Origin of the sequence: Ferrimonas sp. SCSIO 43195, assembly GCF_023716685.1 — a bacterium.
Lineage (GTDB): Bacteria > Pseudomonadota > Gammaproteobacteria > Enterobacterales > Shewanellaceae > Ferrimonas > Ferrimonas kyonanensis.
In genome coordinates, this window is sequence record NZ_CP072679.1 from 4,668,348 (window position 1) to 4,693,067 (window position 24,720).

At 57.1% G+C, this 24,720-nt stretch carries 20 protein-coding genes and 2 tRNA genes; 16 read left to right on the forward strand and 6 right to left on the reverse strand.

Annotation, left to right across the window (positions count from 1 at the left end):
* The first annotated feature begins 217 nt into the window (after positions 1-217).
* From J8Z22_RS21550 to J8Z22_RS21560, 3 genes are all read left to right on the forward strand, one after another.
* Entirely contained in the window at positions 218-1,033 is an 816-nt protein-coding gene (locus J8Z22_RS21550; RefSeq protein ID WP_035414859.1) for a formate dehydrogenase accessory sulfurtransferase FdhD, read from the forward strand.
* Positions 1,030-1,935 (forward strand): helix-turn-helix transcriptional regulator, encoded by a 906-nt coding sequence (locus tag J8Z22_RS21555; RefSeq protein WP_028111212.1) that lies wholly within the window; start codon positions 1,030-1,032, stop codon positions 1,933-1,935. The genes J8Z22_RS21550 and J8Z22_RS21555 overlap by 4 nt, the downstream gene beginning before the upstream one ends.
* A 97-nt stretch (positions 1,936-2,032) precedes the next feature.
* Positions 2,033-3,514, forward strand: a complete 1,482-nt coding sequence (locus tag J8Z22_RS21560; RefSeq protein WP_252008138.1) for a hypothetical protein — start codon at positions 2,033-2,035, stop codon at positions 3,512-3,514.
* 39 nt (positions 3,515-3,553) lie between these two features.
* Here J8Z22_RS21560 and J8Z22_RS21565 read toward each other — a convergent pair whose 3' ends face one another.
* Together J8Z22_RS21565 and J8Z22_RS21570 are read right to left on the reverse strand one after the other, a co-directional pair.
* Complete coding sequence (locus J8Z22_RS21565) at positions 3,554-5,644, reverse strand: HAMP domain-containing sensor histidine kinase (RefSeq protein WP_028111210.1); 2,091 nt, start codon at positions 5,642-5,644, stop codon at positions 3,554-3,556.
* Positions 5,644-7,017: a sigma-54 dependent transcriptional regulator gene (locus J8Z22_RS21570; RefSeq protein ID WP_028111209.1), complete on the reverse strand. Its 1,374-nt coding sequence runs from the start codon at positions 7,015-7,017 to the stop codon at positions 5,644-5,646. The genes J8Z22_RS21565 and J8Z22_RS21570 overlap by 1 nt, the downstream gene beginning before the upstream one ends.
* Before the next feature lie 212 nt (positions 7,018-7,229).
* Between J8Z22_RS21570 and J8Z22_RS21575 the strand changes: the two genes are divergently transcribed.
* Genes J8Z22_RS21575 through moaA form a run of 6 tightly spaced genes read left to right on the forward strand, consistent with a single transcriptional unit; the run spans position 7,230 to position 12,813 of the window.
* Positions 7,230-8,027, forward strand: a complete 798-nt coding sequence (locus tag J8Z22_RS21575; protein WP_028111208.1) for a substrate-binding domain-containing protein — start codon at positions 7,230-7,232, stop codon at positions 8,025-8,027.
* A 5-nt stretch (positions 8,028-8,032) separates the two neighbouring features.
* Positions 8,033-8,740, forward strand: a complete 708-nt coding sequence (locus tag J8Z22_RS21580) for an ABC transporter permease (RefSeq protein ID WP_028111207.1) — start codon at positions 8,033-8,035, stop codon at positions 8,738-8,740.
* Positions 8,733-9,410 (forward strand): energy-coupling factor ABC transporter ATP-binding protein, encoded by a 678-nt coding sequence (locus tag J8Z22_RS21585; RefSeq protein ID WP_035414858.1) that lies wholly within the window; start codon positions 8,733-8,735, stop codon positions 9,408-9,410. Before J8Z22_RS21580 ends, J8Z22_RS21585 begins: the two co-directional genes overlap by 8 nt.
* Positions 9,398-10,009, forward strand: a complete 612-nt coding sequence (mobA, locus tag J8Z22_RS21590) for a molybdenum cofactor guanylyltransferase MobA (RefSeq protein WP_252008140.1) — start codon at positions 9,398-9,400, stop codon at positions 10,007-10,009. Before J8Z22_RS21585 ends, mobA begins: the two co-directional genes overlap by 13 nt.
* Positions 10,010-10,011: 2 nt before the next feature.
* Positions 10,012-11,811 (forward strand): bifunctional molybdopterin-guanine dinucleotide biosynthesis adaptor protein MobB/molybdopterin molybdotransferase MoeA, encoded by a 1,800-nt coding sequence (locus J8Z22_RS21595; protein ID WP_028111205.1) that lies wholly within the window; start codon positions 10,012-10,014, stop codon positions 11,809-11,811.
* A 15-nt stretch (positions 11,812-11,826) separates the two neighbouring features.
* Positions 11,827-12,813, forward strand: coding sequence for a GTP 3',8-cyclase MoaA (gene moaA / locus J8Z22_RS21600; RefSeq protein WP_028111204.1), 987 nt, complete (start codon positions 11,827-11,829; stop codon positions 12,811-12,813).
* Positions 12,814-13,150: 337 nt separating this feature from the next.
* On the opposite strand, the gene J8Z22_RS21605 is transcribed toward moaA, so the two are convergent.
* From J8Z22_RS21605 to rep, 3 genes are all read right to left on the reverse strand, one after another.
* Positions 13,151-13,226, reverse strand: a tRNA-His gene (locus J8Z22_RS21605).
* Between the two features lie 38 nt (positions 13,227-13,264).
* A tRNA-Arg gene (locus J8Z22_RS21610) sits at positions 13,265-13,341 on the reverse strand.
* A 129-nt stretch (positions 13,342-13,470) separates the two neighbouring features.
* Positions 13,471-15,486: a DNA helicase Rep gene (gene rep, locus J8Z22_RS21615; protein WP_252008142.1), complete on the reverse strand. Its 2,016-nt coding sequence runs from the start codon at positions 15,484-15,486 to the stop codon at positions 13,471-13,473.
* Positions 15,487-15,614: 128 nt separating this feature from the next.
* Here rep and J8Z22_RS21620 point away from each other — a divergent pair, with 128 nt between their 5' ends.
* The 6 genes from J8Z22_RS21620 (at position 15,615) to J8Z22_RS21645 (ending at position 22,012) form a co-directional block, all read left to right on the forward strand.
* Positions 15,615-15,890 carry an accessory factor UbiK family protein gene (locus J8Z22_RS21620; protein WP_028111202.1) on the forward strand — a complete coding sequence of 92 codons (276 nt, stop codon included), beginning with the start codon at positions 15,615-15,617 and terminating at the stop codon, positions 15,888-15,890.
* A gap of 385 nt (positions 15,891-16,275) precedes the next feature.
* Positions 16,276-16,926, forward strand: coding sequence for a thiol:disulfide interchange protein DsbA/DsbL (locus tag J8Z22_RS21625; RefSeq protein ID WP_028111201.1), 651 nt, complete (start codon positions 16,276-16,278; stop codon positions 16,924-16,926).
* 133 nt (positions 16,927-17,059) lie between these two features.
* The gene (locus J8Z22_RS21630; RefSeq protein ID WP_252008144.1) at positions 17,060-18,445 is read left to right on the forward strand and encodes an ATP-binding protein; all 1,386 of its coding nucleotides are present in this window, start codon (positions 17,060-17,062) and stop codon (positions 18,443-18,445) included.
* Positions 18,442-19,086: a response regulator gene (locus tag J8Z22_RS21635; RefSeq protein ID WP_252008146.1), complete on the forward strand. Its 645-nt coding sequence runs from the start codon at positions 18,442-18,444 to the stop codon at positions 19,084-19,086. Before J8Z22_RS21630 ends, J8Z22_RS21635 begins: the two co-directional genes overlap by 4 nt.
* A gap of 153 nt (positions 19,087-19,239) precedes the next feature.
* Positions 19,240-20,856: an Ig-like domain-containing protein gene (locus J8Z22_RS21640; protein ID WP_252008148.1), complete on the forward strand. Its 1,617-nt coding sequence runs from the start codon at positions 19,240-19,242 to the stop codon at positions 20,854-20,856.
* A gap of 178 nt (positions 20,857-21,034) precedes the next feature.
* Positions 21,035-22,012, forward strand: coding sequence for an SLAC1 anion channel family protein (locus J8Z22_RS21645; RefSeq protein WP_252008150.1), 978 nt, complete (start codon positions 21,035-21,037; stop codon positions 22,010-22,012).
* Here J8Z22_RS21645 and J8Z22_RS21650 read toward each other — a convergent pair whose 3' ends face one another.
* Positions 22,013-23,311 (reverse strand): MATE family efflux transporter, encoded by a 1,299-nt coding sequence (locus J8Z22_RS21650; protein ID WP_252008152.1) that lies wholly within the window; start codon positions 23,309-23,311, stop codon positions 22,013-22,015.
* Between the two features lie 387 nt (positions 23,312-23,698).
* Between J8Z22_RS21650 and J8Z22_RS21655 the strand changes: the two genes are divergently transcribed.
* A complete protein-coding gene (locus J8Z22_RS21655; protein ID WP_252008154.1) occupies positions 23,699-24,439 on the forward strand; it encodes an outer membrane protein OmpK in 741 nt (246 codons plus the stop codon).
* Positions 24,440-24,720 lie beyond the last annotated feature (281 nt).

The following is a 24,720-nucleotide window of genomic DNA, read 5'->3' on the forward strand; positions in this document are numbered from 1 at the left end:
AAAAATAGCCTGTTTTTCGTGAACCGAGTCACGACTTTGGCCATCGGCAGGACATTTTGTCCCAAGCCCTTACCCGCAGTGGGTCATTGTGTTCCTAATCCCGTGACCCAGATCACGCCATCAGCGGCAAACACCCGGGTTATGGCTGGAACGAATTTTGCTAGTCTAATGCACTGATTCATTGTTTATTCCCTTACACGCGTAATTGAGAGCCCCTATGCCCCAGTTCAGTCGCACCGACACCGACGCTCCACTGACCAAGTCCGTGGTTGCCATCGACGCCAGTGGCCAGCCACAGGAACGTCAAATCGCCTGCGAACGCCCGTTGACCCTGTATCTTAACTGGCAACCCATCGTCACCCTGATGACCTTGGGCGCCCGGCCCGAAAAACTGGCCCTGGGCTATTTGAAGAACCAGGGTTTTATCAGCGACATCGACAAAGTTGAATCGGTGATTGTCGATTGGGACGTGAACTCTGCCGCGGTGATCACCAGTGAATCCACCGACGGGCTGAAAGAGAAACTCAGTGAGAAGACCGTCACCTCCGGCTGCGGCCAGGGCTCGGTGTTTGGCAGCTTCATGGCCGGCCTGGATGAGATCCAACTGCCGGTGCCCGCCATCAAACAATCCACCATCTACGGGCTGTTGAAAAACCTCGGGGAATACAACGAAACCTATAAAAACGCCGGTGCCGTGCACGGCTGCGGTGTCTGTCGCGACGCAGAAATCCTGTCATTCGTGGAAGACATCGGCCGCCACAACGCCGTAGACACCCTGGCCGGGGAACTGTTTCTGGGACGCCAGAACGGCGACGACCTGATCTTCTACACCACCGGTCGACTGACGTCGGAGATGGTGATCAAGGTGGCCAAGATGGGCATTCCGGTGCTTGTGTCCCGCTCCGGCATAACCGAGATGGGGCTGGAACTGGCACAAAAGATGGGCATTACCCTGGTCTCCCGGGCCAAGGGCCGCCATTTCCTGGTGTACAACGGCGCCGATACCATTGATTTTGACGAGGTCCAAGCATGACGACGGAACGCGATAACCTGTTTATGAATGCCAAGGAGGTGGCCGAGTATCTCGACCTGAACGAGAAAAAAGTCTACGCCATGGCCAACGAGCAGCAACTTCCCGGTACCAAGGTGACCGGGAAATGGCTGTTCCCCAAGCCGATGATCGACCGCTGGGTGATGGAGTCCTGCCACTTCGGCATGCTCAGCGACCGCCTGATCATCACCGGCAGCGACGATCCGCTGCTGCAGTGGGTAATCAACCGACTCGGCCGTCGCATCGAATCTGCCGGCCTGGTGAACTACTGCTCCACCGGCTCCCGTCTGGGCCTGAATCAGCTGGCCCGGGGCCATGCCGACGTCTGCGCCCTGCACTGGGGAGACGAAGCGGAGCGGGATCTGCGCCACACCGCCTTACTGAAGCGTCACCCGCAGTTTAAGCAGTGGGTGATGGTACACGCCTGCAGCCGTGAATACGGCATCATGCTGCGCAGCGAACACCAGCACCTGTGCCACGATCTGAATGAGACCCTGGCACTGCGCTACCGCTGGGTCACTCGTCAGGAGGGGGCAGGTGCCCGTCACCATTTCGACAACTGGCTGACCCGCATGCACCGCACCAGCACCGACCTGAATGTGGTCAGTACCGCCTACAGCGAGCGAGAGATGGCCGGGATGATCGCCCGCGGCGAGGCCGAGTTTGGTATGGGCTGCCAGGGCATTGCCGGCGAGTTCGGCCTGGCCTTCGTGCCTCTGGGGAAAGAGTCGTTCGATCTGGTGATGCCGCAAGGGGTGTACTTCCGCTACCTGCTGCAGCAGATGTTTGAGCTGATGCAGACACCCGACACCCTGGCGTTCGCCCAGCGTCTTGGCGGTTACGACTTGTCCGATTGCGGTCGTATCATCTGGAGCCCAAGCTAGCAGGCATAAGGCGGGCGCATGCCCGCCTTTTTCAACAATATCAGTGACTTTTACTAGATCCCTCCTTATGCTGGTCCTCCCATTCTAAGGAGGTCGCATGAAGTACCGCGTCGAACTGGAAGAGTTCACTACCACCCCTGAAGTCCTACTGATTGAGCCACAGCCCGATGGCAGCGAGCGGGTGATCTGGCACCTGGCGATGAAGACTGACGAAAAGTTGATTCTCATCGAAGTGGTGAACGACACCCACCTGGTGATCGCCGACTGGTATGGCAATCTGAGCCTCTATCACATTCCCAGCCGTCGCCAACAAGCCCAGCACAAATTTGACGCCCGCATCGCCATGAGCGCCCGGGTCAGCCTGGACGGACGCCAGATCCTGGTGGCCTACTGCGAAGAGTCCAACGGCCTGCAGGAGGTGCTGGAGGTCCTGGAGATCCCCACCCTCAAACCGGTGGCCCGGCATCTGCTGCCGGATTGGGACCAGATCGACGACGACTGCGACGCCGAGATTGAGCCAGACGTCCGCCTGTTTCAACAGCCCATCAACGGCCAAGCCTGGTTCTACTGCTGCGGCGCCAACTGCAGCTGGGAACTGCCGGAGTCCCACGGCTACTACCAGCTGGATCTGACCAATGGCCGCGGCACGTTTCGCTCCCTGCCCGGGCTGGGCAACGCCGATGACGACCTGTGCCGCCCCGCCCTCAACCTGGAGCTGGGCCTGGGGGCGATGCTGGACTGGTCCAGGGTCACCCTGGAATCTCAGCAAGATGGCGAACCAGGTGCACCGCTGTCGCTGCTGCTGTTCTCCCTCGACAGTTTCGAGCCGGTGGGCACCCTGACCGCCCGCGTCTTTTCAGACGAACAACTGGACGACCTGGAGCAACTTCAGGCCGGTCCCGAAGCTGACGGCAAAGCCTACAGCCGCGCCCAGCACGACCTGATGGAGCAGCTGCAGCAACTGGAGTGGCAGGGAGACAAGTTGGCCATGACGTTCATGGACCAGCAGCAATGGCAGCTGGATCTGCAAGGCGGCCTCACCGAAGTTAAGACCGAAGAAGAGAATAAGCCAGAGCGCAGTTGGAGCCCGGAAGCGGAGTTCAGCGCCCGTATTCAGGGACGCATTCCGCTGACCGTCAAAGAGAACATTGCCGACACCCTGAAGTGGATGGTGTCATTGTGCGCTGACATCGACCGCCAGCGGCGAGGCAAACGCTTCGCCTTTATGTTGACCGACTCACAAGGCACAGAACTGGATCAGGCCGAGTTCTTCCGCCAAGCGGCCCTCAGCCACCCGCAGCCACTGCTGGAGATGCTGGTTCACTTTACCCAGTATGAGGACGCCGAGGTGCTTTATGACGATCTCAACTGCGGCTACGCCGCCCTGTGTCACCTGGTGATGGGGCTGGTCAAAACTGGCAATCCCCTCTACTTGCCGGCGGTACACGCCTGGGTCAATGAGTTAGACCTGGACCACGAACTGTTTGTCCAGGAGGAGTTACTGGGAGCACTGCAACATCAGTTCGGTCGCGACCACCCCGAGGTCGAGGCCATCGTCGACTACACTACCGACTGGTAAGCCTCTGCCACAAAAAAGGGCGCCTGTCGGCGCCCTGTCTTACCCCTCGAGTCCGCGCAGATTGACGGACAGGGCGTCCTCTTTCAGCAACACGTCCGACGGCAAACGGATGGTAAAGGTGGTGCCTTCACCCAGCACCGAATCCACATCGATGTGGCCGCCGAAACGACGAATAATGCCGTAGCTCAGAGCCAGCCCCAGGCCGGTACCGGTCTTGCGGGTGGTAAAGAAGGGATCGAAGATTCGCGACAGCAGCTCAGGTTCGATGCCGACACCGGTGTCCGCCACCGCCAGCGTCACGCCTTTGACCTTGCCATCGTCGTCGAGCCAGTTGTCACTGCTGACTCGAATCTGACCCCGATCCTCCATGGCATGACTGGCATTGATCACCAGGTTGATCAGCACCTGCAGCAACTGCTGAGAGTTCACCACCACTCGAGCATCCGCCTTCAGATCCAGCGCCACATCGATGGCCTGTTTCTCGATGGAGTGGCGCACCAGTACCCGCATCTCTTCAACGATGGGGTTGATCTGCTGCCGCTCCAGCGGTGCATCAAAATCGCCTGGGCGGGCGTACTGCAGCAGAGATTGGATGATCGCTTTGATCCGCTGTACCTGCTGCAGCACCAGCTCGATCTCCTCCTCCACGTCGTCGGCACGATCGCCAAGCTCAAATTTCATCAGCTCCATGTTGCCGAGGATCACCGCCGTGGGGTTGTTGATCTCATGAGCAATACCGGCGGTCAACTCTCCCAGTGCCACCAGCTTTTCGTTGGTGACCATCTGCGCCCGGGTCTCTTCCAGCAATTTGAGGTTCTCTTTCAGCTCCTTGGTACGCTGTTTCAGGCTGCGGGTACGCTCATCCACCTTGAACTCTAACTGTTCGGCAGCGGCCTTAATTTCGCGGTTGCGTTGCTGCAGCAGATCCAGCATACGGTCAAACTGACGGGCCAGCTGTGACAACTCGTTGTCCGGATCCAACCCCAGGTTGCCGATGCGTCGCTCCTTGCCCGCCTGCATCGCCTGCACCACGGTATGAATGCGATCCAATGGCTTCAGCAGGCCGGTGGCGCCCTTGTATACCGCCAGCCCGGACAGGAACAGCACCACCATCAGGATGAACCCCAGCTCCAGAATGTTGAGCAGGTAGTTGTGGATGAACGGCGCTTCGGTGAAACCGGTGTACAGCATGCCGATGCGGCGGCCATCGATGTCGTACAGGGGCGCGTAAGCCGAGATGTACCAGTCATGGAACACGAAGGCACGGTCGATCCATACCTGGCCCCGCTCCAGCACCTTCATCTTCACCTGATCCGACACCAACGAGCCGATGGCCCGCCGTTCACCGCTGTCGCCACCGGGAACGTTGGTGCTGATGCGCACGTTATCCAGGAACAGCGTCACGGTCCCCACCGCCCCGTTGGGCAGGGTGCCCGGGGCGTACAGCAGATCGCGAATGTTATCCACCATGTCGCGGTTGCGGTTCAGCAACACACCGCCATCGAGGTAGCCGACCACGGTTCCATCGGTGTCTTTGACCTTCAGCAGGGTGCGCATCACCATGCCGCGGCTCTCCATCCCCTGAACGCTGTCGGCGGCCATCGGTGTCGATTGGATTGGCATCTGCGCCTGCCGCGCTAGCACCGGCCCCAGATCCGCCAGCTCCGGCTTGTCCAGCACCTGAATGCCGGAGCGGGCCCGCTCATGCTCCGCCGGAATCAGTTTACGAAGGCGTGGGTCCACCGAGGCCTGCGGCAATGAAATCAAGCGCAGAAAATCCAGACCCAGCAACTCGCGGTTGCGTTCCAGCAACTGATTGATGGCCACCCCATGGGAATCTTTGGCCCCCAGCAGGCTCTTCAGGCGCCAGGCACTCTGAACCTGAGAGATCACCTGCTCCTGATCATTGAGCTGCTCCAGGATCACCCCCTGAGCCACGCCGAGATCCGCCCGCACCTTCATAAACAGCTGGCTGCCGGTGTAGGAGACGTTCCAGTAGATGGTAATGAACACCAGGCTGGCCAGGGTCAGCAGCACCGGCAACAGCATCAGCACCAGCAAACGGTAACGCACGGTGCTGGTCAGCAGCCGCACATCCCCTTCGATTCGATCGCGCCAGGAGGACAGCATCACTCCTGCAAGCCCCACTCTTTGAATTTACGATCCAGGGTCTTGCGAGACACTCCCAGCACTCGGGCAGCGGCCGATTTGTTGCCTTGTTGACTGTCCACGACCTGCATCACGTGCATCCGCTCCACCTCTTTCAGCGGCATCTCGTTAGGGTAGCCACTCTCGGTAGCCTCGGCCGACGCCACCGGCACGCTCTGCTGCTGACGCCAGTACTCCGCCGGCGGCTTGCCCAGCAACAGGCAGCGCTCCACCAGGTTTCGCAATTCACGAATGTTGCCCGGCCAGTCGTGGCGAGTCATCAAATCCAGGTCTTCGTGGCTCCAGCTGACCTCTTTCAGGCCCAGTTCCGACGACAGTTGACGGGTAAAGTGATGCACCAGCTCAACGATGTCATCCTGACGCTCCCGCAGGGCTGGGATGCGCACGTTGAGCACGTTCAGTCGATAATACAGGTCGCGTCGGAAGCGGTTTTCATTGACCTCATCCATCAGCTCACGGTTGGTGGCGGCGATCACCCGCACGTCCACCGGCGTCTCCTTTTCCGAGCCTACCGGCCGAATGGCCCGCTGCTCCAGCACCCGCAACAGTGCGGTCTGCATCTGCAGCGGCATTTCGCCAATCTCATCGAGGAAGATGGTACCGCCGCTGGCAAAGCTGAACAGCCCTTCCCGTGCACTACGGGCACCGGTAAAGGCCCCGGCCACATGGCCAAACAACTCACTCTCCAGCAACTCCGGAGCGATGGCGCCACAGTTCACCGGCACGAAAGGCCCGCTGCGACCGGACTTCTGGTGCAGCATCCGCGCCACCAACTCCTTGCCGGTGCCCGACTCGCCTTCGATCAGCACCACCGAATTGGTGGGGGCGACCCGGCCAATGACGTCCTTCACCTGCGCCATGGCGTCGCTGATGCCAATCAGGGTGTTGTGGCCGACGTGGCTCTGCTCCACTTCCCGCTTCAGCAGCAAGTTTTCCCGGCGCAGCAACCGTCGCTCCAGGCAGCGATCCACCGCCTGCATCATCTGCTCCAGATGGAAGGGTTTCAGAATAAAGTCGGCGGCGCCGGCCCGCAGGGCGCGAATGGCGGTTTCCATGTCGGCATAGCCGGTCATAAAGATGATGTCCGAACGACGACTGCCCGGATCCAGCGCCTCGTTCCACTCGATGCCATCGCGGCCCGGCAGGCGAATATCGACGATCAACAGATCAAAATGGCAACGGCTGCGCAGACGCTCGGCGTCCTCGACACTGCCAGCAGCTTCCACCAGGGCAAACCGCTTCGACAGCGCTTTTTTCAAAAATGAGCGCATGCCCGGCTCATCGTCCACAATCAACACCGATAACGCCGGAGCCTGAAACGATTCTTGAGTCATAATCTCTTCTTTTCTCGAGGCAAATGGAGCCAATATGTCGCAAACTAGGGCATTTTGGCTAAGGCACCACAAAGGGTGCGTCATTTTGACCTAGTTGACCAGCCAAATCCTGTGACCTGGGTCATATTTTCCACCCGATACAGGTTGGCACCCTCCTTGCTATGTATTTTGAGTAGAACACAGCAACATCTATTCAAATGACGGAGAAATTGATGAAGCGCATACTGACTGGCTTGTTGGCCTTCACCCTTAGCTTTGCGGTTTTCGCAGCGCAGGACATTAAACTGGCCACCACCACCAGCACTGACAACTCAGGCCTGCTGGCTTACCTGCTGCCTACTTTCGAAAAAGACAGCGGTTACCACGTTCAGGTGATCGCCACCGGTACCGGTAAGGCCCTGCGCCACGGCCGTAACGGCGATGTGGATGTGGTCATGACTCACGCCCCAGGCGCCGAGGCTAAATTTGTCGAGGACGGTTTCGGCCGCATGCCTCGTCAGATCATGGCCAACGACTTCATCATTCTCGGCCCGGACAGCGATCCAGCCAAGCTGGCTGACGCCAAGGGCATCGTCGATGCCATGAAGCGCATCCACGACAGCAACGCCATCTTCGTATCCCGTGGCGATGAGTCCGGCACCCACATGAAAGAACTGAACCTGTGGAAAAAAGCCGGTGTCACTACCGACTACGACGGCTACCGCGCCATCGGCCAGGGCATGGGTCCAGCACTGCTGACCGCCAACGAAATGCAGGGTTACCTGCTGGCAGACCGCGGTACCTACCTGGCTTTCATGCACAAGCTGAAGCTGAAGGTACTGTTTGAAGGCGATGCGTCGCTGATGAACCCTTACCAGGTGATTCTGATCAGCGATAAGAAGTACCCTGATCTGAACCACGAAGGCGCCAAGGCATTCAGCGACTGGCTGGCCAGCGACAAAGGTCAAAAACTGATCGACGCGTTCCGCGTTCAGGGTCAGCCTCTGTTTAGAGCAACCTACAATAAGTAGCGTGAATGAGTAGTACTCTCGAAACCCTACAGCAGGCCATTGGCCTGCTGCTTAGCTTTGACCCGAAAGTCTGGAGCATCATCCTGGTGTCCTTTTCGGTGTCCGTCAAAGCCATGGCCCTGTGCCTGATACCCGCCATCCTGGCGGGTTTCGTGCTTGCACAGGGGCGCTTTTTTGGCCGTGCCACCCTCATCGCCCTGTTTCAGACCCTGCAAGCCATCCCAACGGTGGTGGTGGGTCTGATGGTCTACCTGTTGCTGTTCCGTCAAGGACCGCTGGGCGATCTGCGGTGGCTGTTTACCCAAAACGCCATGATGCTGGGTCAGATATTTCTGGCCACCCCGGTGCTGGTGTCCACCAGTTATGCCGCCTTCAGTGCCGGCGACTGGCGCGCCTGGGAAACCGCCCGTACCCTGGGTGCCACCAAGCTGCGTGCCTTTATCACCTTATGCCATGAATTGCGGGTACCACTGATGGTGGCTATCATTGCCGCCTTCAGCCGCATCATCACCGAAGTGGGCAGCTCCATGCTGGTGGGTGGCAACATTCAAAACCTGACCCGAAACATGCCCACCGCCATCGCCCTGGAAACCAGCAAGGGCGAGTTCGCCCAGGCGGCAGCACTGGGAATGGTGCTGGTGTTTTTGGCGCTATTGCTAAACTTTTCTCTGAGCGCGCTGCGCGGCAAACAGGAGCACCGACAACATGGTTAAAGTTTCGCTGTCGGACCTGCTGATCAGCATCGATGGTCGGCCATTGCTCAATATCGACCACATCAGCATCGGCAGCGGCCAGAGTGTCTGGCTGCGAGGCGCCAATGGCGTCGGCAAAACCACCCTACTGAAAACCCTGGCCGGACTGCGAAAACCGGACCGCGGCAGTCGCCAAGTGGACGGGGCCAACGGCCCCTGGTGGCGACTGCGCATCGGCGCCGGTCAAATTGTTTATCTGCACCAGACTCCCTACCTGTTCGACGGCAGCGTCCAGCAGAACCTGGCCTATAGCCTCAGCCTGCAGTCCCTCAGTAAAGAGGAGCAGCAACGGCGAATCGAGCAAGCGCTGGAGGTAGCCGAACTGGCCCACCTGGTCGATCGTCCCGCCCAGGTGTTGTCCGGCGGTGAGCGGCAGCGACTGGCATTGGCCCGCGCCTGGGTGGTGCGGCCGGAGATTCTGATGCTGGACGAACCCACCGCCAACCTGGATGACCACTCCATCGAGGTGGTCGCCAAGATGGTGACTCAACTGCAACAACAGGGGTGCGGCATTCTGGTTACCAGCCATCAAACCACCGAGGTCACTAAGCTGTGCCGGCAACGCTGGCAGTTGCATAATGGTCACCTGCTTCAATCTGTCAGCGAGGAACCCTACGCGTGTCAGCAATAGATCAACGTATTACCCTTGCGGTACTGGCCGGTGGCCGGGCCCGTCGCATGGACGGTGAAGACAAAGGTCTGATCACCGTCGCCGGAAAGCCCATGGTCAGCCATGTTCTGGATCGCTTCGCCGACGACGCGGCCCAGGTACAGATCATCGCCAACCGCAACCAGGACCGATACCGGCAACTGGGCTACCCGGTTCATGCCGATGACCTGGAAGGCTTTCAAGGGCCGATGGCGGGCATGCGCACCGCGCTGGCCCACTGCACCACTCCCTATTTAATGGTACTCCCCTGCGATGTCCCCATGGCCCCCCGTGACCTGGTTCACAAACTGCTCGAGCAATTGCAAGCCACCGATGCAGAGATCGCCGTAGCCTGCGACGATGAGCGCGAGCACTCCGTCATCCTGCTGATGAAAGCAAACCTGACGGACTCCATTGATGCCTTTTTGGCCAATGGCGATCGCAAGATTTTACTTTGGTACAACCAACATCGAGTCACCAAAGTGACCTTTGCAGGCCAAGCGCAGGCCTTTGCCAATATCAATACAGCCGAGCAGCGAGATCAGCTAGAGCAACTGCTGCTGGCAGATAAGGATTCGTAACTATGAATGTGGATCAAATCCTGGCGGATTGCCGGGTTCCGGTTCTGGGTATCTGTGCCTACAGCGGCACCGGTAAAACCACGCTGCTGAAAAAACTGATTCCTGAGCTCAACCGCCGCGGCAAGCGTCTGGCGGTGGTTAAGCACGCTCACCACAACTTCGATGTCGACATTCCCGGCAAAGACTCTTACGAGCTGCGCAAAGCCGGCGCCGAGCAGATGCTGGTCGCCTCACACGTACGCCGCTGCCTGATGGCGGAGAAAATCACCGACGGTGATCCGGACCTGAAAGAGTTGCTGGCGATGATCGACCAGAGCCGGGTCGACATGATTCTGGTGGAGGGCTTTAAAAAGCTGCCTCTGCCGAAGCTGGAACTGCACCGCGCCGAAGTCGGCAAGCCGTTCGTTTACACTCAGGATGACGCCATTCAGGCCCTGGCGGTGGATGCCGAGACTCAACTGCCTGCGGATCTGAGCCTGCCGGTGATGGACATCAACGACGTCGATGCCATCGCCAACTTCATCGAATCTTTCGTCGCCGACTGGAAACCGGTGGGCTACGCGCCACTGGGTAGCTGTGGTTGCGACGACGTCGAGCGCAAACAGCTGTCGGTTGCCCAGGGCATCGCCCGCATTCTGAAAGAGGTCAAACCGGTGTCCAGCACCGAAACCCTGTCGCTGCTGGATGCTCAGAATCGAGTGCTGGCACAGGACATGGCCTCACCGATCAACGTGCCTCAGCACACCAACTCCGCCATGGATGGCTACGCCATCTGTCATGACCCTCAAGCCAGCCACTACACCGTGGTCGCCGAGGTACTGGCCGGATACGGCTACGACGGCACGCTGCAGCCGGGCCAGGCGGTGAAGATCATGACCGGCGCGCCGGTTCCTGCGGGCACCAACGCGGTGATCATGCGCGAAGTGGCCGATCAGCAAGGGGATCAGGTGTGCTTCCAGACCGAGATCGAGCTGGGGCAGAACATCCGCAAGGCCGGCGAAGACATCGCCGAAGGCGCCTGTGCCCTGACCGCCGGCAAGCGCATCGGCCCCGCCGAATTGGGCCTGCTGGGCTCTTTGGGTCTGGGACAACTGCCGGTATTGCGTCGCCCTAAAGTGGCGGTGTTCTCCACCGGCGACGAGGTCTGCCAACCCGGTGAACCGCTGAAGCCCAACTGCATCTTCGACTCCAACCGATTCACCATTCAGGGCATGCTGGCCAAGTTGGGCTGCGAGGTGATCGATCTGGGTATCCTCGAAGACACCGAAGAGGCGATGGCGTCTGCCCTGCAGGAAGCCAGTGAAACCGCCGACGTGGTATTGACCTCTGGCGGCGTCTCCGTCGGTGATGCCGATTTCATCAAGCCGGTGATGGAGCGACTGGGCAGCATTGATTTCTGGAAAATCGCCATGCGTCCGGGCCGACCGCTGGCCTTTGGCAAGATCAACGACACCCTGTTGTTTGGCCTGCCGGGCAACCCGGTAGCGGTAATGGTGTCCTTCATGCAGTTTGTCCAACCTGCCCTGCGCAAGATGATGGGCGAGCCAAACTGGAAACCACAGATGATGCGGGCCACAACTTGTGAACCGCTTCGCAGTAAAGTCGGTCGAACCGAATTCCAGCGTGGCATAATGCAGCTCAACGCCCTGGGCGAACTGACGGTGACCACCACCGGCGCCCAAGGCTCCGGCATACTCAGCTCCATGGTAGAAGGCAACTGCCTGATCGTGGTCGAAGAGTGCCAGGGTGACGTCGCCGCCGGCGACAGCGTTTGGGTACAACCCTTCGCGGATCTGTTGTAGAGCGAGGAACACAGAATGAGCCTGATAGACGGCTTTGGACGCAAAATCGATTACCTGCGGCTGTCGGTCACCGACCGCTGTGACTTCCGCTGCGTCTACTGCATGGACGAGAATCCCACCTTCCTGAGACGGGACGACGTCCTGACCCTGGAGGAGTTGGGTACCATCGCCCGCGCCTTCACCGAACTCGGTGTTGAACGCATCCGCCTGACCGGTGGCGAGCCACTGGTGCGCACCGACCTGCCGGTGCTGGTGCGCAAACTCGGCAAACTGCCCGGACTGAAAGATCTGTCGATGACCACCAACGGTTCTCGACTGACCAAGTTCGCCCATGTACTGGCCGGCAACGGTCTGCAGCGCCTCAATATCAGCCTGGACACCCTGGAACCGGAACGCTTCACTCAGGTGACCCGCAAGGGCAACCTGGAGCGGGTATTGGCCGGCATCGACGCCGCCTGTGACGCCAATTTTGAGCGGGTTAAGCTCAATGCCGTGGTGATGAAAGGCAAGAACGACCACGAAGTGCTGGACCTGGTCAACTTCGCCCGTGACCGCAACATCGACATCAGCTTCATCGAAGAGATGCCGCTGGGCGCCTTCGACACCGATCGCCGTGAACAGACCCTGTGTACCAGTGAAGAGGTGCGAGCGCTGATTGAGCCAACCTACCCGCTGATCCCCAGCAGTGAGCGCACCGGCGGTCCGGCGCGTTATTACCGCATGGAAGGCAGCGAGTCGCGCATCGGCTTTATCTCTCCCCACAGCCACAACTTCTGTCATGAGTGCAACCGGGTTCGGGTCACCGTGAAAGGGGAACTGCTGCTGTGTCTGGGCAACGAGAACTCGGTGGATCTGAAACAGGTACTGCGGGACAACGACGGTGACGTAGAAGCGGTGAAGGCCGCCATCGTGACCGCCATGAAGGTCAAACCGGAAAAGCACCTGTTCGGCCACGACGACGGCACTCAGATTCTGCGCTTTATGAGTCTGACCGGCGGCTAACCCCGCCTTTGCCGATCAAAAAAACCGCAGTGCCATCGGCCTGCGGTTTTTTATTGCGCCCAACAAACGAAATCTCCCACATAGTGAGGCATTATGAAGCGATTCGTATGGGCGGTTTCCCAAGGCCATGAGCCTCAGTTTCCAAAGCCAGAAACCAAAAAAGCCAGTCTTTCGACTGGCTTTTCAGAATATGGGGTGGCTCCCGGGGATTGACCCACCTCGGCCCGACTCACAATCCGGGGCTCATTCGATTTGGCCTACAAGCCCCGAAGCGAAAGCTCCAGTTTCCAAAGCCAGAAACCAAAAAAGCCAGTCTTTCGACTGGCTTTTCAGAATATGGGGTGGCTGATGGGGATTGAACCCACGACAACCGGAATCACAATCCGGGACTCTACCAACTGAGCTACAGCCACCATAGAGATTTTTTTCGTCATGCCACGCGCAAAGAACATGGCGCGCCCAGGAGGATTCGAACCCCCGGCCTCACCCTCCGGAGGGGTGCGCTCTATCCAGCTGAGCTATGGGCGCTTCCTTTTGACGGCGGCCATCTTACGGTGAACGCCCGCCAACGTCCAACAATTTTTCAAGAAAAACCGTTCAACCGAGCAAAAAATAGCTAACCCGGCGCTTTTTGTCACTGACTCCGTTCGCAAAACCCTATTTTCCCTTCAACATCGCCCGCAACGCGGCAATATTGGCCTTGCCCGCCTGCTGCCGCTGCTGCTCGCTCTGACGCTTTTTGCCTCGATCCCATTCCAGATCATCCTGGGGCAATTCCGCCAGAAACCGGCTGGGCTCACAACGGATCTGTTCACCGTACTGGCGCCGTTCCCGACACAGGGTGAAAATCAGCTCTTTCTGGGCCCGGGTGATGCCGACGTAGGCCAGTCGCCGCTCCTCCTCGACGTTGCCTTCATCGAGGCTGCTCTGGTGCGGCAACAATCCCTCCTCCATGCCCACCATGAACACATAGTGGAACTCCAATCCCTTGGAGGCGTGCAGCGTCATCAGTTGCACCTGATCGGCCTCCTCCTCCTCCTGGTTGCGTTCCATCATGTCTCTCAGGGTCAGCCGGGTCACCACCTGAGGCAGGGTCATCGGCTCTTCCAGCTCATCGCCTTCGAGCATGTCGGTGATCCAGCGGTACAACTCGGAGACGTTCTTCATCCGCATCTCGGCGGCCTTGGGGCTGGGCGAGGTGTCGTAGAGGAAATCTTCGTAGTTGATCTCTCGCACCAGGTCCTTCAGCGCCGCCAGGGTATCGCCGCGCTGAGCCCGATCCGCCAGCTCCACCACCCAACGGGTAAACACCATCACCGACTCGGCCGCGCCCTTGGGCAGGTGCTGCTCCATGTCCGGCTCAAATGCCGCCGCAAACAGGCTGATCTGACGTTTATTGGCCAAGCGCCCCAGTTTCTCCAGCGTTGCCGGTCCCAGCCCGCGCTTGGGCACGTTGCAGATCCTCAGAAAGGCGTTGTCGTCATCGGCGTTCACCAGCAGTCGCAGGTAACCCATGATGTCTTTGATCTCCGCCCGGGAGAAAAACGAGGTGCCGCCAGACAGTTTGTAGGGGATGCGGTTGGTCATCATCGCCTTTTCAAACAGTCGCGCCTGGTGATTGCCCCGATACAGCACCGCGTATTCCTTGTAGTCGGTGCGATTCACAAACTTATGCCGAATCAGTTCGGCCACCACCCGCTCGGCCTCATGGTCCTCGTTGTTGGCACTGAGCACCTTGAGGGTGTCGCCATAGCCCAGCTCGGAGAACAGGGTTTTCTCGTACACGTGCGGGTTGTTGGCGATCAGAATATTGGCCGATTTCAGTATTCGCTGGCTGGAACGGTAGTTCTGCTCCAGCTTAATCAGATTCAGTTTGGGGAAATCCTTCTGTAACAGCACCAGGTTCTGCGGCTTGGCACCACGCCAGGAGTAGATCGACTGATCGTCGTCCCCCACCACGGTAAAGCGGGCTCGGTTGCCCACCAACAGCTTCACCAACTGATACTGGCTGGTGTTGGTGTCCTGATACTCGTCCACCAGCAAGTAACGAATGCGGTTCTGCCAGCGATCCCGCACCTCTTCGTTGCTGGCCAGAAGCAAGGTCGGCACCATGATCAGGTCATCGAAATCGAGGGCATTGTAGGCCTGCAGATGATCCCGGTAGCGCTGATACAGCTGAGCAAACAACGCCGTTTGTGCATCCTGGGCCAGTTCGGTGGCCTTGGCCGGCAGGATCAGATCGTTTTTCCAGTTGCTGATGGTACTGATCAGCTGGTTGAGCAGGTCCTTGTCTTCCTCCAGCTCATCGGCGGTCAGCTCTTTGAGCAGGGCCAGGCTGTCCTGATCGTCAAACAGGGTAAAGTTGGGCTTGAGTCCCAGCGACTTGTGCTCACGGCGAATGATCTCCAACCCCAGGGTATGGAAGGTCGACACCCACAGCCCCCGAGCCTCTTTCTTGCCCAGAGTCTGCGCCACCCGCTCCCGCATCTCGCGGGACGCCTTGTTGGTAAAGGTCACGGCAGCAATGTGCCGAGCCTGATAACCGCACTGCTGCACCAGGTGGGCGATCTTATTGGTGATCACCCGGGTTTTGCCACTGCCGGCACCCGCCAACACCAGACAGGGGCCGGATACGAACTCCACAGCCGCCTGCTGACCAGGATTAAGTCTCATTGTTGCTCCAAACCAAAATACCGCGTCATTCTACCTAAAACGACCGCTCAGCGCCGCAACCGAACAAAGGGGGAATCCCCAGGCAAACTTTGTTACCATAAATGCAAGCGTTACGGAGTAATGAAACCATGATCAATACGGATAAACTGGAACAAATCGCCAAGCAGATGAACGACGCCCTGCCCTCCGGTATCAAGGCCGCCGCAGACGACTTCGAAGCCAAGGCCAAAACCATTCTGCAAAGCCAGCTGTCCAAGCTGGACATGGTCAGCCGCGAAGAGTTCGATCGTCAAACGGCTGTGCTGGCCAAAACCCGCCAGATGGTCGAGGCACTGGAAGCACGCCTAGCAACCCTGGAAGGCCAGCCGACCGTTGACCAGGACGACCAACAGCCTCAAGCCTGATGGCCGCCACCACTGGCAGCGGGGTGGCTATCTAGTCAGCACCGACCGCTGCCGGTTGAATCGGCAGGTTATCCACCACTGCCTGAGTTAGGACGACTGATGTTGGCCACGGTCGATGCCCACAAACGCGACCGTGCTCTGGGCCTCGGCCCCAGCGCCCCCAACCGCGGTCGAAAAAAACCCTTCCCCAACCTGTACCACTCACTCGTTAAAACGCCAAAAAGTTCCGCCTGAAACCGAAGAGTTGGCAAAAAGCGAACCAGTTCAACATTAGTGCAGATTGAAAGCGATATTTATTGACCTTGCAGTAGCTCCATAGGTTAGCTTAGGCCCCTGAACGGTTCCCCCACTTATTTCTCCTGTAGAGACAACGAGGACACACATTGTGAGCAAGCGTATCGCCCTAGCCGTCGCCCTGATGATCGCCCCCCTGGCGACCTGGGCAGCCCAATTTACCGAAGGCACCCACTACAGCGTAGTGAGCCAGGGTCCAGCGACTGAGCAACCAACCATCAAGGAGTTCTTCTCCCTGTACTGCCACAACTGCATCACCATGGAGAAGCGCTACCTGCCGCTGATCAAACCCGGCCTGGACAAAAGCATCGACTTCCAACAGGCGCACGTTGATTTCATGAACAGCGACATCGGCAACGAGGTGATCCTGTCTTTGGCTGTAATGCAAGAGATGGGCGTGACCGACAAGGTCAAGATTCCGATGTTCGACATCCTTGCCGGCGGTGCCCACGATCACGCCCCGGGCGCCCACGACGCCGAGAAAGAGGATAAAATCAAGACTCGCGATGACATCAAAAAGGTGTTTACCGATAACGGCGTCGACGTCAGCGATTACGACAAGATCGCCACCAGCAAAGCGGTACAAAAGAAGGTGATGACCTGGATGATGGAACAGCAGAAGTTTCGCATTCAGAGTGTACCCACCTTCATCATCAACGATAAGTACATGATCAACATGCGCAACATCGAAACTCTGGGACAACTGACCGACCTGATGAACTACCTGGCTACCCAGAAGTAAATCGAAACGCCTCTTATTCCAGTAAAAAGCCTCCACCCGTGGAGGCTTTTTTGTGATCCTTACCGGCCTTTTTGCCCCCAGAACCCCAGAGCGGTCACAGCAGACACCTCAGGAATTGGCTAGCCTTTAGCCGATGAAAGAGCTGATCCTGTTCAATGTTTACCTGTTCTACGGTCTGGTGTTCTTCACCATCGGCTGCGTCATCAGCTTTCGTAACCTCAAATTCAGTAAGCTGGCCATCGCCTCGGCGCTGCCGGCGCTGGCATTGTTTGGCTTTACCCATGCCTTCCACGAATGGTCCGAACTGTACCTGAAACTGGTGGGCGGCGAACTGTCTCAGCAGTGGTGGATACAGGTGAAATTGCTGCGTATCGCCAAACTGCTGATTTCGTTCCTGGCGCTGGTGTGGTTTGCCTGGCAGATGCTGGACATCCTCGCGGCACCGCACCGGCGCTGGCTGAGCTACCTGGTGCCGATACTGCTGGCATTGTATCTGTCCGCCACCCTGATTCATCTGCTGATCTTCCCCGTGGAACGCTCACTGCTGCTGTCGGTGCAACTGACCCGCTGGATCTTCGGCCTGGCCGGCGGCAGCCTGGCCGGGGTCGCCATGATCTACTACGCCCGCGAACTGTCCGCCAACCATCATCAGGGGGCCCAGTGGTTTGGCTATTGTGGCGTGGCCCTGTTGTGCTACGCCATCGCTGCCGGTCTGCTCTCTTCCAACTGGGGCATCTGGGTGCCCATGGTGCGCATGCTCAGTGCCTTCGGCCTGCTATTAGGGCTACTGCAGGCGCTTAAGCTGTTTGATTTGGAATACCAGCAGCAGATTGAGGAGCAGCAACGACGGGTAATGCGCGGCGAAAAACTGCGAGCCATCGGAGAGTTGGCCTCCGGCATCGCCCATGAGATCAAGACGCCATTGAGCTACGCCACCCTGGGCTGCGACCTGCTTGAGCGCCAACTGCAACCGGATGAGGCTCAACAAAAACAGTTACAGCGCATTCGTCACGGCCTCAACCGGGCCAATCACATCAGCCAGGAGGTGCTGCACTTTGCCCGCAACAGCACCGCCGAAGTTCAGCCCGTCGATCTGGGTCAAGTCATCCATTCGGCCCTGGATCTGATGCAACATCGACTCAAGCCGTTTCAGGTACAGCTGGATCTGGAACCGAACCTGCGGGTGATGGGTGACGAAATCAAGCTGGAAGAGGTGATCATCAACCTGGTCAGCAACGCCATCGATGCCAGTAGCGACACCCTGAAACTGACCATCAGTGCCACTGCCGGCGCCAACGGCATTGAGGTACGGATCAGTGACTGTGGCAGCGGCATGACCCCCGCGCTGCTGACTCAGGCATTGAGCCCGTTTTTCACCACCAAACCTCAGGGGCAAGGCACCGGCCTGGGGCTGACCATCTGCCAGCAAATCATTCAACAGCATCAGGGCGAACTGACCCTGAGCAATGGAGACACCGGATTGGTGGCTCAGTTTACTCTGCCAAGGAGCGCTTCATGACCCTGTCGATTCTGCTTGCCGAAGACGACGTCGAACTCAACAGTGCTATCGAAGAGGCCCTGCACTGCGAAGGCTTCACCGTCGTCAGTTGTCACAGCGCCGAACAGGCGTTGGATCAGGCCGAACAGCAAAAATTTGATATTGCGCTGCTGGATCTGGTGATGCCGGGCATGACCGGAGTCGATGCCATCGCCGCCCTGCGGCGACTGCAACCCGGCATTGGCATCGTCATCACCACCGCCTTCGCCACCGTCGATACCGCCGTCGATGCCATGAAACGGGGCGCCGATGACTTTGTCACCAAACCCTTTAACCTGACGACCCTGGCCACCACCCTCCGACGGGTTCAGGCCCAGCGGCAACCGGCACTGTCGCTGCCGGAGGAGGAGGCCAACAAGGTGTTTTCGGCGCTGTCCAACCCCATGCGCCGGGCCGTATTGCAACAACTGTCCCTGCACAAGAAGCTGCGCTTCATGGATCTGTGCCGCTTGGCGGGCGTCGACAACCACACTCAGTTCAATTTTCACCTGCGCCAATTAAAGCAGAGCGGACTGGTGGAACAAAATGCGAACAAGATCTACTTTTTAACAACTCACGGCCAACAAATGGTGCAATTTATTGCCGCCTCATCCGACGAATAAATCCTTATAAAACATCACCCTGAATCAGTTCTGATAACAAAACTTATCAACCCGGTTCAGGGTGACAACTTCCCTAATCTGGCGACAAAAATTCACACATTCGATACTCCTTGCAGGATGTAGACAGTGGTCCACCACTGCAGGAGAATGATGATGAAAACCCACACCCGGCTTTTAGCCACCCTGATTGCAGCCAGTCTGATGACTGCCTGTAGCGACGACGATGACAACACCGTGGTCGTGCCCGATCCAAATACCCCACCGGTTGCCGCCGATCTCAGCGCCGAAACCACCGCCAGCGAGGCCATCAGCATCGATGTACTGGCTCAAGCCACTGATGCCGATGGTGATACTCTGACATTAAGCAGCGCCGTCGCCGATCAAGGCGTCGCCAGCATCTCCGACGGACTGGTGCACTACGACCCGGACGGGTTCGTGGGCAGCGCCACCATCGATTACACCATCAGTGACGGCAGTGATGACGCCAGCGCCAAGGTGCGAGTCACCGTCACCGAAGACGGTCAGGTCAGCCTCAGCTACGTGGGCTCCGAAGCCTGTGGCAGTTGCCACGCCCAGGAATTTGCCACCCACCAGTTAACCGGACATAACTTCAAGATCAGTGAAATTGACGGCGAAATGCCCGAGTTTCCCTACACCAACATGACCGGTGCACTGGAGATGGTCGGTAACGACGGCAACGGCAGCAACAACACCCTGGGAATCCCCGAAAGCTACGACGACGTGACTTACACCTCCGGCGGCTATGGCTGGAAGTACCGCTGGTTCGATAAAGACGGCTACGTCGTCACCGGCAGCGCGGTGCAATACAACATCCACGCCGAGAACCTGGGGCTGAACGATCAGGTGATGGGCGCCTACAAGGGTGACAAGTTCGACTACGCCTACGGTTGTGGTAACTGCCACAACACCGGCTGGAAACCCTTTACCGGCACCGAAGAGGGCAGCCTGAACCCCCACAAGCAAGATGACTTACCCGGTATCATGGGCACCTATGCTTACGCCGGAGTGCAATGTGAAGCCTGCCACGGCGCCGGTTCCGAGCACATTAAGGCGCCGTCAGCCGACAACATCGTCAAGACTGCGACCCCACGGACCAGTGAGCAACTGCGCGCCGATGACCAGGGCTATGGCCTGCCGGTGCACTGTTCTGAGTGTCACACTCGCGACGGTAACCGTACTCACAGCAACGACTACACCAACCCATACAAAACCGCCTTCCCCGAAGGAGAAGAGTTTGGTGGCCGTATCGCGGTCTCTGGCGGCTTACCCAAGCACCACCAGGGCCACGATGAGCTAATGGGCATCGACCCGGACAACGGTGAAGTGATGGGCGCACACTACAAGCTGGGTATGAGCTGCAACAGCTGCCACAACCCGCATAAATCAACCCTGAACCAGGACCAGCCGGAACACGCCGGTGCCGTCACCAAAGTCTGCTCCGACTGCCACGGTGACAAGCCAATGGAAACCGGTGGCATGCTCAGCCTGCACAACAACATGGAGTGCACCACCTGTCACATGCCAGACGCGGTGAAGAACGCCACCTACGTCGAGAAAAACGGGGTTAAATTCGGTGACGAGATGATTCACCTGTTTAAGATTGATTTGTACGATGATCGCGGCCAGTTCACCGAAGATGGTCACTTCATGTACCCCTATCTGCAGGAAGGTTTCGCCTGCGGTCAGTGCCACGAAGTCGGCGAGAAACTGGATCGCCTGACCGAGCTTGGCGGCAAGATGCACCAGTAACACTCATCATACGTCAAACCTGCAAGCCGCCCCTCGGGGCGGCTTTTTTGTGGATTCGGGGCAACCGTCGTCAGTTCACAGATTTACCAACTCGCAGCAAAAACTGTCCTATCGGTACTGGACTTGAATGTCGGTCAGGCATAGCGTATTAGAATATTCTAAATTACGGATGATGATTATGAATCAGCAAGCGGAACTCTCTCGCTCCTCGCAACTGGCGTATTTCCCGGTTTCGTTCTTTGCCATGATCATGGGCATGAGCGGGTTAACCCTGGCCTGGGGCAAGGCCGCACAGGTACTCGGCGCCCCGTCAATCATCAATCAACTGTTGTTGATTTTGACCCTGGTGCTGTTCACCGCCCTGTGTGGCAGTTACCTGATGAAGCTGTTCACCCAGCCCGAGGCGGTACGCGCCGAACTCAACCACCCCATTAAACTCAGCTTCTTCCCTACATTCTCCATCAGCCTGCTGCTACTCAGTGCCGCGTTATTGCCGCTGTCCAAGCCATTATCACTGGCACTCTGGAGCGTCGGGGCGGTATTGCACCTGTTATTTACCCTGTATGTGCTGACCCAGTGGATTCACCACCCCAAATTTCAGATTGCCCACAGCACCCCAGCCTGGTTTATTCCCATTGTCGGCAACATCATCGTCCCCATTGCCGGTGTGGAACATGGCTTTATGGAGATCAGCTGGTTCTTCTTTTCCATCGGCTTATTGTTCTGGATAATACTTAAAGCATTGATTTTGAATAGAGTTATCTTTCATGACCCTCTGCCAGAGAAGTTGCTGCCCACCCTGTTTATCTTCATCGCCCCGCCGGCAGTCGGTTTTACCGCCTATCTTAAGCTCACTGGCACCATCGATACCCTGGCCCAGGTGCTGTTCAACGTCGCCATGTTCCTGGTACTGCTGCTACTGACTCAGTTTGCCCGCTTCTCCAAGATCCGCTTCTATGTCTCCTGGTGGGCCTACTCATTCCCACTGGCTGCCGCCAGCATCGCCGCCCAAGTGATGTACAGCGCCACCTCCAAGCCACTCTATGGATACCTGTCGTTTGCCCTGTTGTCATTGGCGTCACTGGTGATTCTGGTGTTGCTGATGAAGACCTTTGCCGCCGTCTGGCGTAACGAAATCTGCCAGCCAGAGGGATAGTTATAGGTTGGCGGGTATCAGATACCGGGTCTGAACCCGCCTCAGAGCCAGAACAATCACTACCGCAAAACCGGCGTTCACTGCAGCCTGAACACTGATCGCCTCCGCAGGACCGACTCTCGACAAGACCATCAGAAAGGCGGCCACCAACATCAGGTTCCGTGAAACAGTCAACCTCAATACCGCGGAGCCTCTTCCAAGCACCTGAAGAATCTGTGATGCCATTATGCCTAGGGCGAGTAAGGGATAACTCCAGATCAAGCGCTCGGTGATCTCTCCGAGCACGATTCTCACTCCCTGATCGTCAGTCACATAAGGCAAGAGCGAGTCTGCATACCAATACCCCAAGGCAGTGAGTCCCCCCTCGATCAACAAGACATAGCAGAGCCCACGTACAATCATCCCATTCACCAACTCCACCCTCCCGGCCCCATAGGCCTTCGGCAGACAGGACATCATGCCGCCACACAGGCCATTGACGGGAACCAGCAATATGACTTCTACTCGTGTCCAAATTCCGGCACAGCTACCCCAGAACGGCGACACCATGGTCAGCAAGGAAACCAGAACCAGCTTGAGCAATGTCGGCTGCACGCTATTTGCCATCACTGCCGCCGCGCGCCGTGATTGTGCTCTGGTCAGCTTCCACCACTGGCCCGGCAAGGGCCATCGTTGTGGCCATAGCCTCAACTTCCGGCAGAAAAGCATCGAGATAATCAGAGACAGGGTCGAGCTCAACAAAAAGGACCCAGCGGTCCCTATCAGCCCCATTTTCAACCAAACAACAGCCAGAAGATCGAAGAAAAACACTGCCGCTGCCGCAATAACCATGAGGCACAAATAGTGATTAATGTAACCACTGCTTCTGAGGCTCTGACTGAGCACCGAGGATACCGAAAGTGGCAGCAACCCAGGCAGCCACAGTAACAAGTATTGGCCACTGAGCTGAAAACCATTCCCGGGTGATAAAAACACGACCCCTTGGGACACCACGATGGCCAACATCACTAGGCCAAGGGTCATCAGGGTCATCAGGGTCACTGTAATCAAACCTAACGCCAGGCAGTCTCTCGCTCCCTGCGAATTCCCTTTCCCCATCAAACAGCCCACTTCCACGGCGCAGAAAATGGCAAATCCACTGACAAAAGAGCTCAGTAAGCTTGTCAACGGAATCACCGGCCCCAGATAGAACAGTTCATCCGGTTGCCATACACCCAGTAGTACCACCGAACCCAACTGCGCCACCATCATCACCAGCAGAGCTAGAGAGTTTTTCAGTGCGTTCCCAAATAAATGCATGGTCCGAATCAGCCGATATCAAATCAGGCTTAACACTAACAACATTCAGTTGGCTATCCAGCCTCTCGGGTGCCCCAAGATGCCAGCAAATGGTTACCCATCTCCCCTTTGCTCATCTTCAAAGTAAAATATATGAACCAGTTCTCAACCTTGGTGTTTCTATGAGCTTTAGCCAGATTCTGAAGGATTTTCAGACATCATAATAATCACCTGGGTGACACAGTTTACCCCCAGGTATCACCCGACTCACCATTTATTAAGCATTGGATATACTGTCACTTCTTATTTAACAGCCACTCAAACATTGTTGTATTTGAATTCCAGGCTGTATTCCATTTTCATCTAACCGAAACATCAAACTTAAAAATATAAAAGAGAGTGATCGAGATGAAATCAAATAAACTCCTCGTTGGCCTGTTGTCCTTAGCACCACTGGTAACAAATGCAGCGGATTTCTACACCGAAGCCGGCCTTATCGACTGGGACAACAATCACGAACAGATCTTTGGTAAACAAAGAAGCGAAAACACCTTTGTCAGATTAGTGGGAGTCAACGGCACAGACTTCGGTGATATCTATGGCAACATCACCATAGAAGACATTGACGACAGTGCGGAACTGGGCATTGAAGCCATCCTTATTGGGCAAGCGAACCTTGGCAGTTCCGACTTTAATCTCTATGGTCAGGTGTTTGCCAAAAATGAACCGGATTGGGCCGAAACCATGGTGTTACCGGGCATCAGCTGGGATAAGGTGCTGGATAATGGCCTTTACCTACAAGGTGCACTGGCAGCCAATTTTATCATTGCCGATTATCGGGGACTGGGCACTGAATGGGAAAATGGCTATAACGGTGGCTACCTGTTCTTATGCGCAGCCAAAGGCTTTTCTGCCTTTGGCCAGGACTTTAACCTAATGTGGAATCAGGAAAACTTCGTTGGCCGAGACGACATCTATCTTGAGGTCACCGGTGACAAAAAAGACTTCGGTTTCAATGGTTGGTTAACTCTGGATTGGTTTGCTACTGAAAACGTCGCCCTGTCTCTGTCCTACCGCTACAGTCAAAACAATCTCGGGGTAGCCGATTATGCCGATGCCATCTTCTACTCGGTAAAGTACAGCTTCTAAGCTAATCAGTAGTATTCTTCTGAAGATCCAAAGAATGAGGGCGGCAATGAATATTACCGCCCTCACTTTTATTTTTCTTGAAAACGGTTTCATTAAAATTCTACATTTTATCTAGGCACAGCTCACAAACCCAACAACTCTTTAAATACCGCCCTTTATTTAAGCCTCTGTTTTTAAGGGACTTTACCTTCCATTGCGATGACCATCACCGACATGTGTCCGTATTTCCTTCCAGCCCTGAGTTTTATTGTTTTCTCGAATTCACACATAGGTGTTCCAAC

What these genes read in the sequence shown, in the direction of transcription:
- J8Z22_RS21550 (WP_035414859.1), top strand. Translation starts at nt 218, where the DNA reads ATGCCCCAGTTCAGTCGCACCGACACCGACGCTCCACTGACCAAGTCC.
- J8Z22_RS21555 (WP_028111212.1), top strand. Translation starts at nt 1,030, where the DNA reads ATGACGACGGAACGCGATAACCTGTTTATGAATGCCAAGGAGGTGGCC.
- J8Z22_RS21560 (WP_252008138.1), top strand. Translation starts at nt 2,033, where the DNA reads ATGAAGTACCGCGTCGAACTGGAAGAGTTCACTACCACCCCTGAAGTC.
- J8Z22_RS21565 (WP_028111210.1), bottom strand. Translation starts at nt 5,644, where the DNA reads ATGCTGTCCTCCTGGCGCGATCGAATCGAAGGGGATGTGCGGCTGCTG.
- J8Z22_RS21570 (WP_028111209.1), bottom strand. Translation starts at nt 7,017, where the DNA reads ATGACTCAAGAATCGTTTCAGGCTCCGGCGTTATCGGTGTTGATTGTG.
- J8Z22_RS21575 (WP_028111208.1), top strand. Translation starts at nt 7,230, where the DNA reads ATGAAGCGCATACTGACTGGCTTGTTGGCCTTCACCCTTAGCTTTGCG.
- J8Z22_RS21580 (WP_028111207.1), top strand. Translation starts at nt 8,033, where the DNA reads ATGAGTAGTACTCTCGAAACCCTACAGCAGGCCATTGGCCTGCTGCTT.
- J8Z22_RS21585 (WP_035414858.1), top strand. Translation starts at nt 8,733, where the DNA reads ATGGTTAAAGTTTCGCTGTCGGACCTGCTGATCAGCATCGATGGTCGG.
- J8Z22_RS21595 (WP_028111205.1), top strand. Translation starts at nt 10,012, where the DNA reads ATGAATGTGGATCAAATCCTGGCGGATTGCCGGGTTCCGGTTCTGGGT.
- moaA (WP_028111204.1), top strand. Translation starts at nt 11,827, where the DNA reads ATGAGCCTGATAGACGGCTTTGGACGCAAAATCGATTACCTGCGGCTG.
- rep (WP_252008142.1), bottom strand. Translation starts at nt 15,486, where the DNA reads ATGAGACTTAATCCTGGTCAGCAGGCGGCTGTGGAGTTCGTATCCGGC.
- J8Z22_RS21620 (WP_028111202.1), top strand. Translation starts at nt 15,615, where the DNA reads ATGATCAATACGGATAAACTGGAACAAATCGCCAAGCAGATGAACGAC.
- J8Z22_RS21630 (WP_252008144.1), top strand. Translation starts at nt 17,060, where the DNA reads ATGAAAGAGCTGATCCTGTTCAATGTTTACCTGTTCTACGGTCTGGTG.
- J8Z22_RS21635 (WP_252008146.1), top strand. Translation starts at nt 18,442, where the DNA reads ATGACCCTGTCGATTCTGCTTGCCGAAGACGACGTCGAACTCAACAGT.
- J8Z22_RS21640 (WP_252008148.1), top strand. Translation starts at nt 19,240, where the DNA reads ATGAAAACCCACACCCGGCTTTTAGCCACCCTGATTGCAGCCAGTCTG.
- J8Z22_RS21645 (WP_252008150.1), top strand. Translation starts at nt 21,035, where the DNA reads ATGAATCAGCAAGCGGAACTCTCTCGCTCCTCGCAACTGGCGTATTTC.
- J8Z22_RS21650 (WP_252008152.1), bottom strand. Translation starts at nt 23,311, where the DNA reads ATGCATTTATTTGGGAACGCACTGAAAAACTCTCTAGCTCTGCTGGTG.
- J8Z22_RS21655 (WP_252008154.1), top strand. Translation starts at nt 23,699, where the DNA reads ATGAAATCAAATAAACTCCTCGTTGGCCTGTTGTCCTTAGCACCACTG.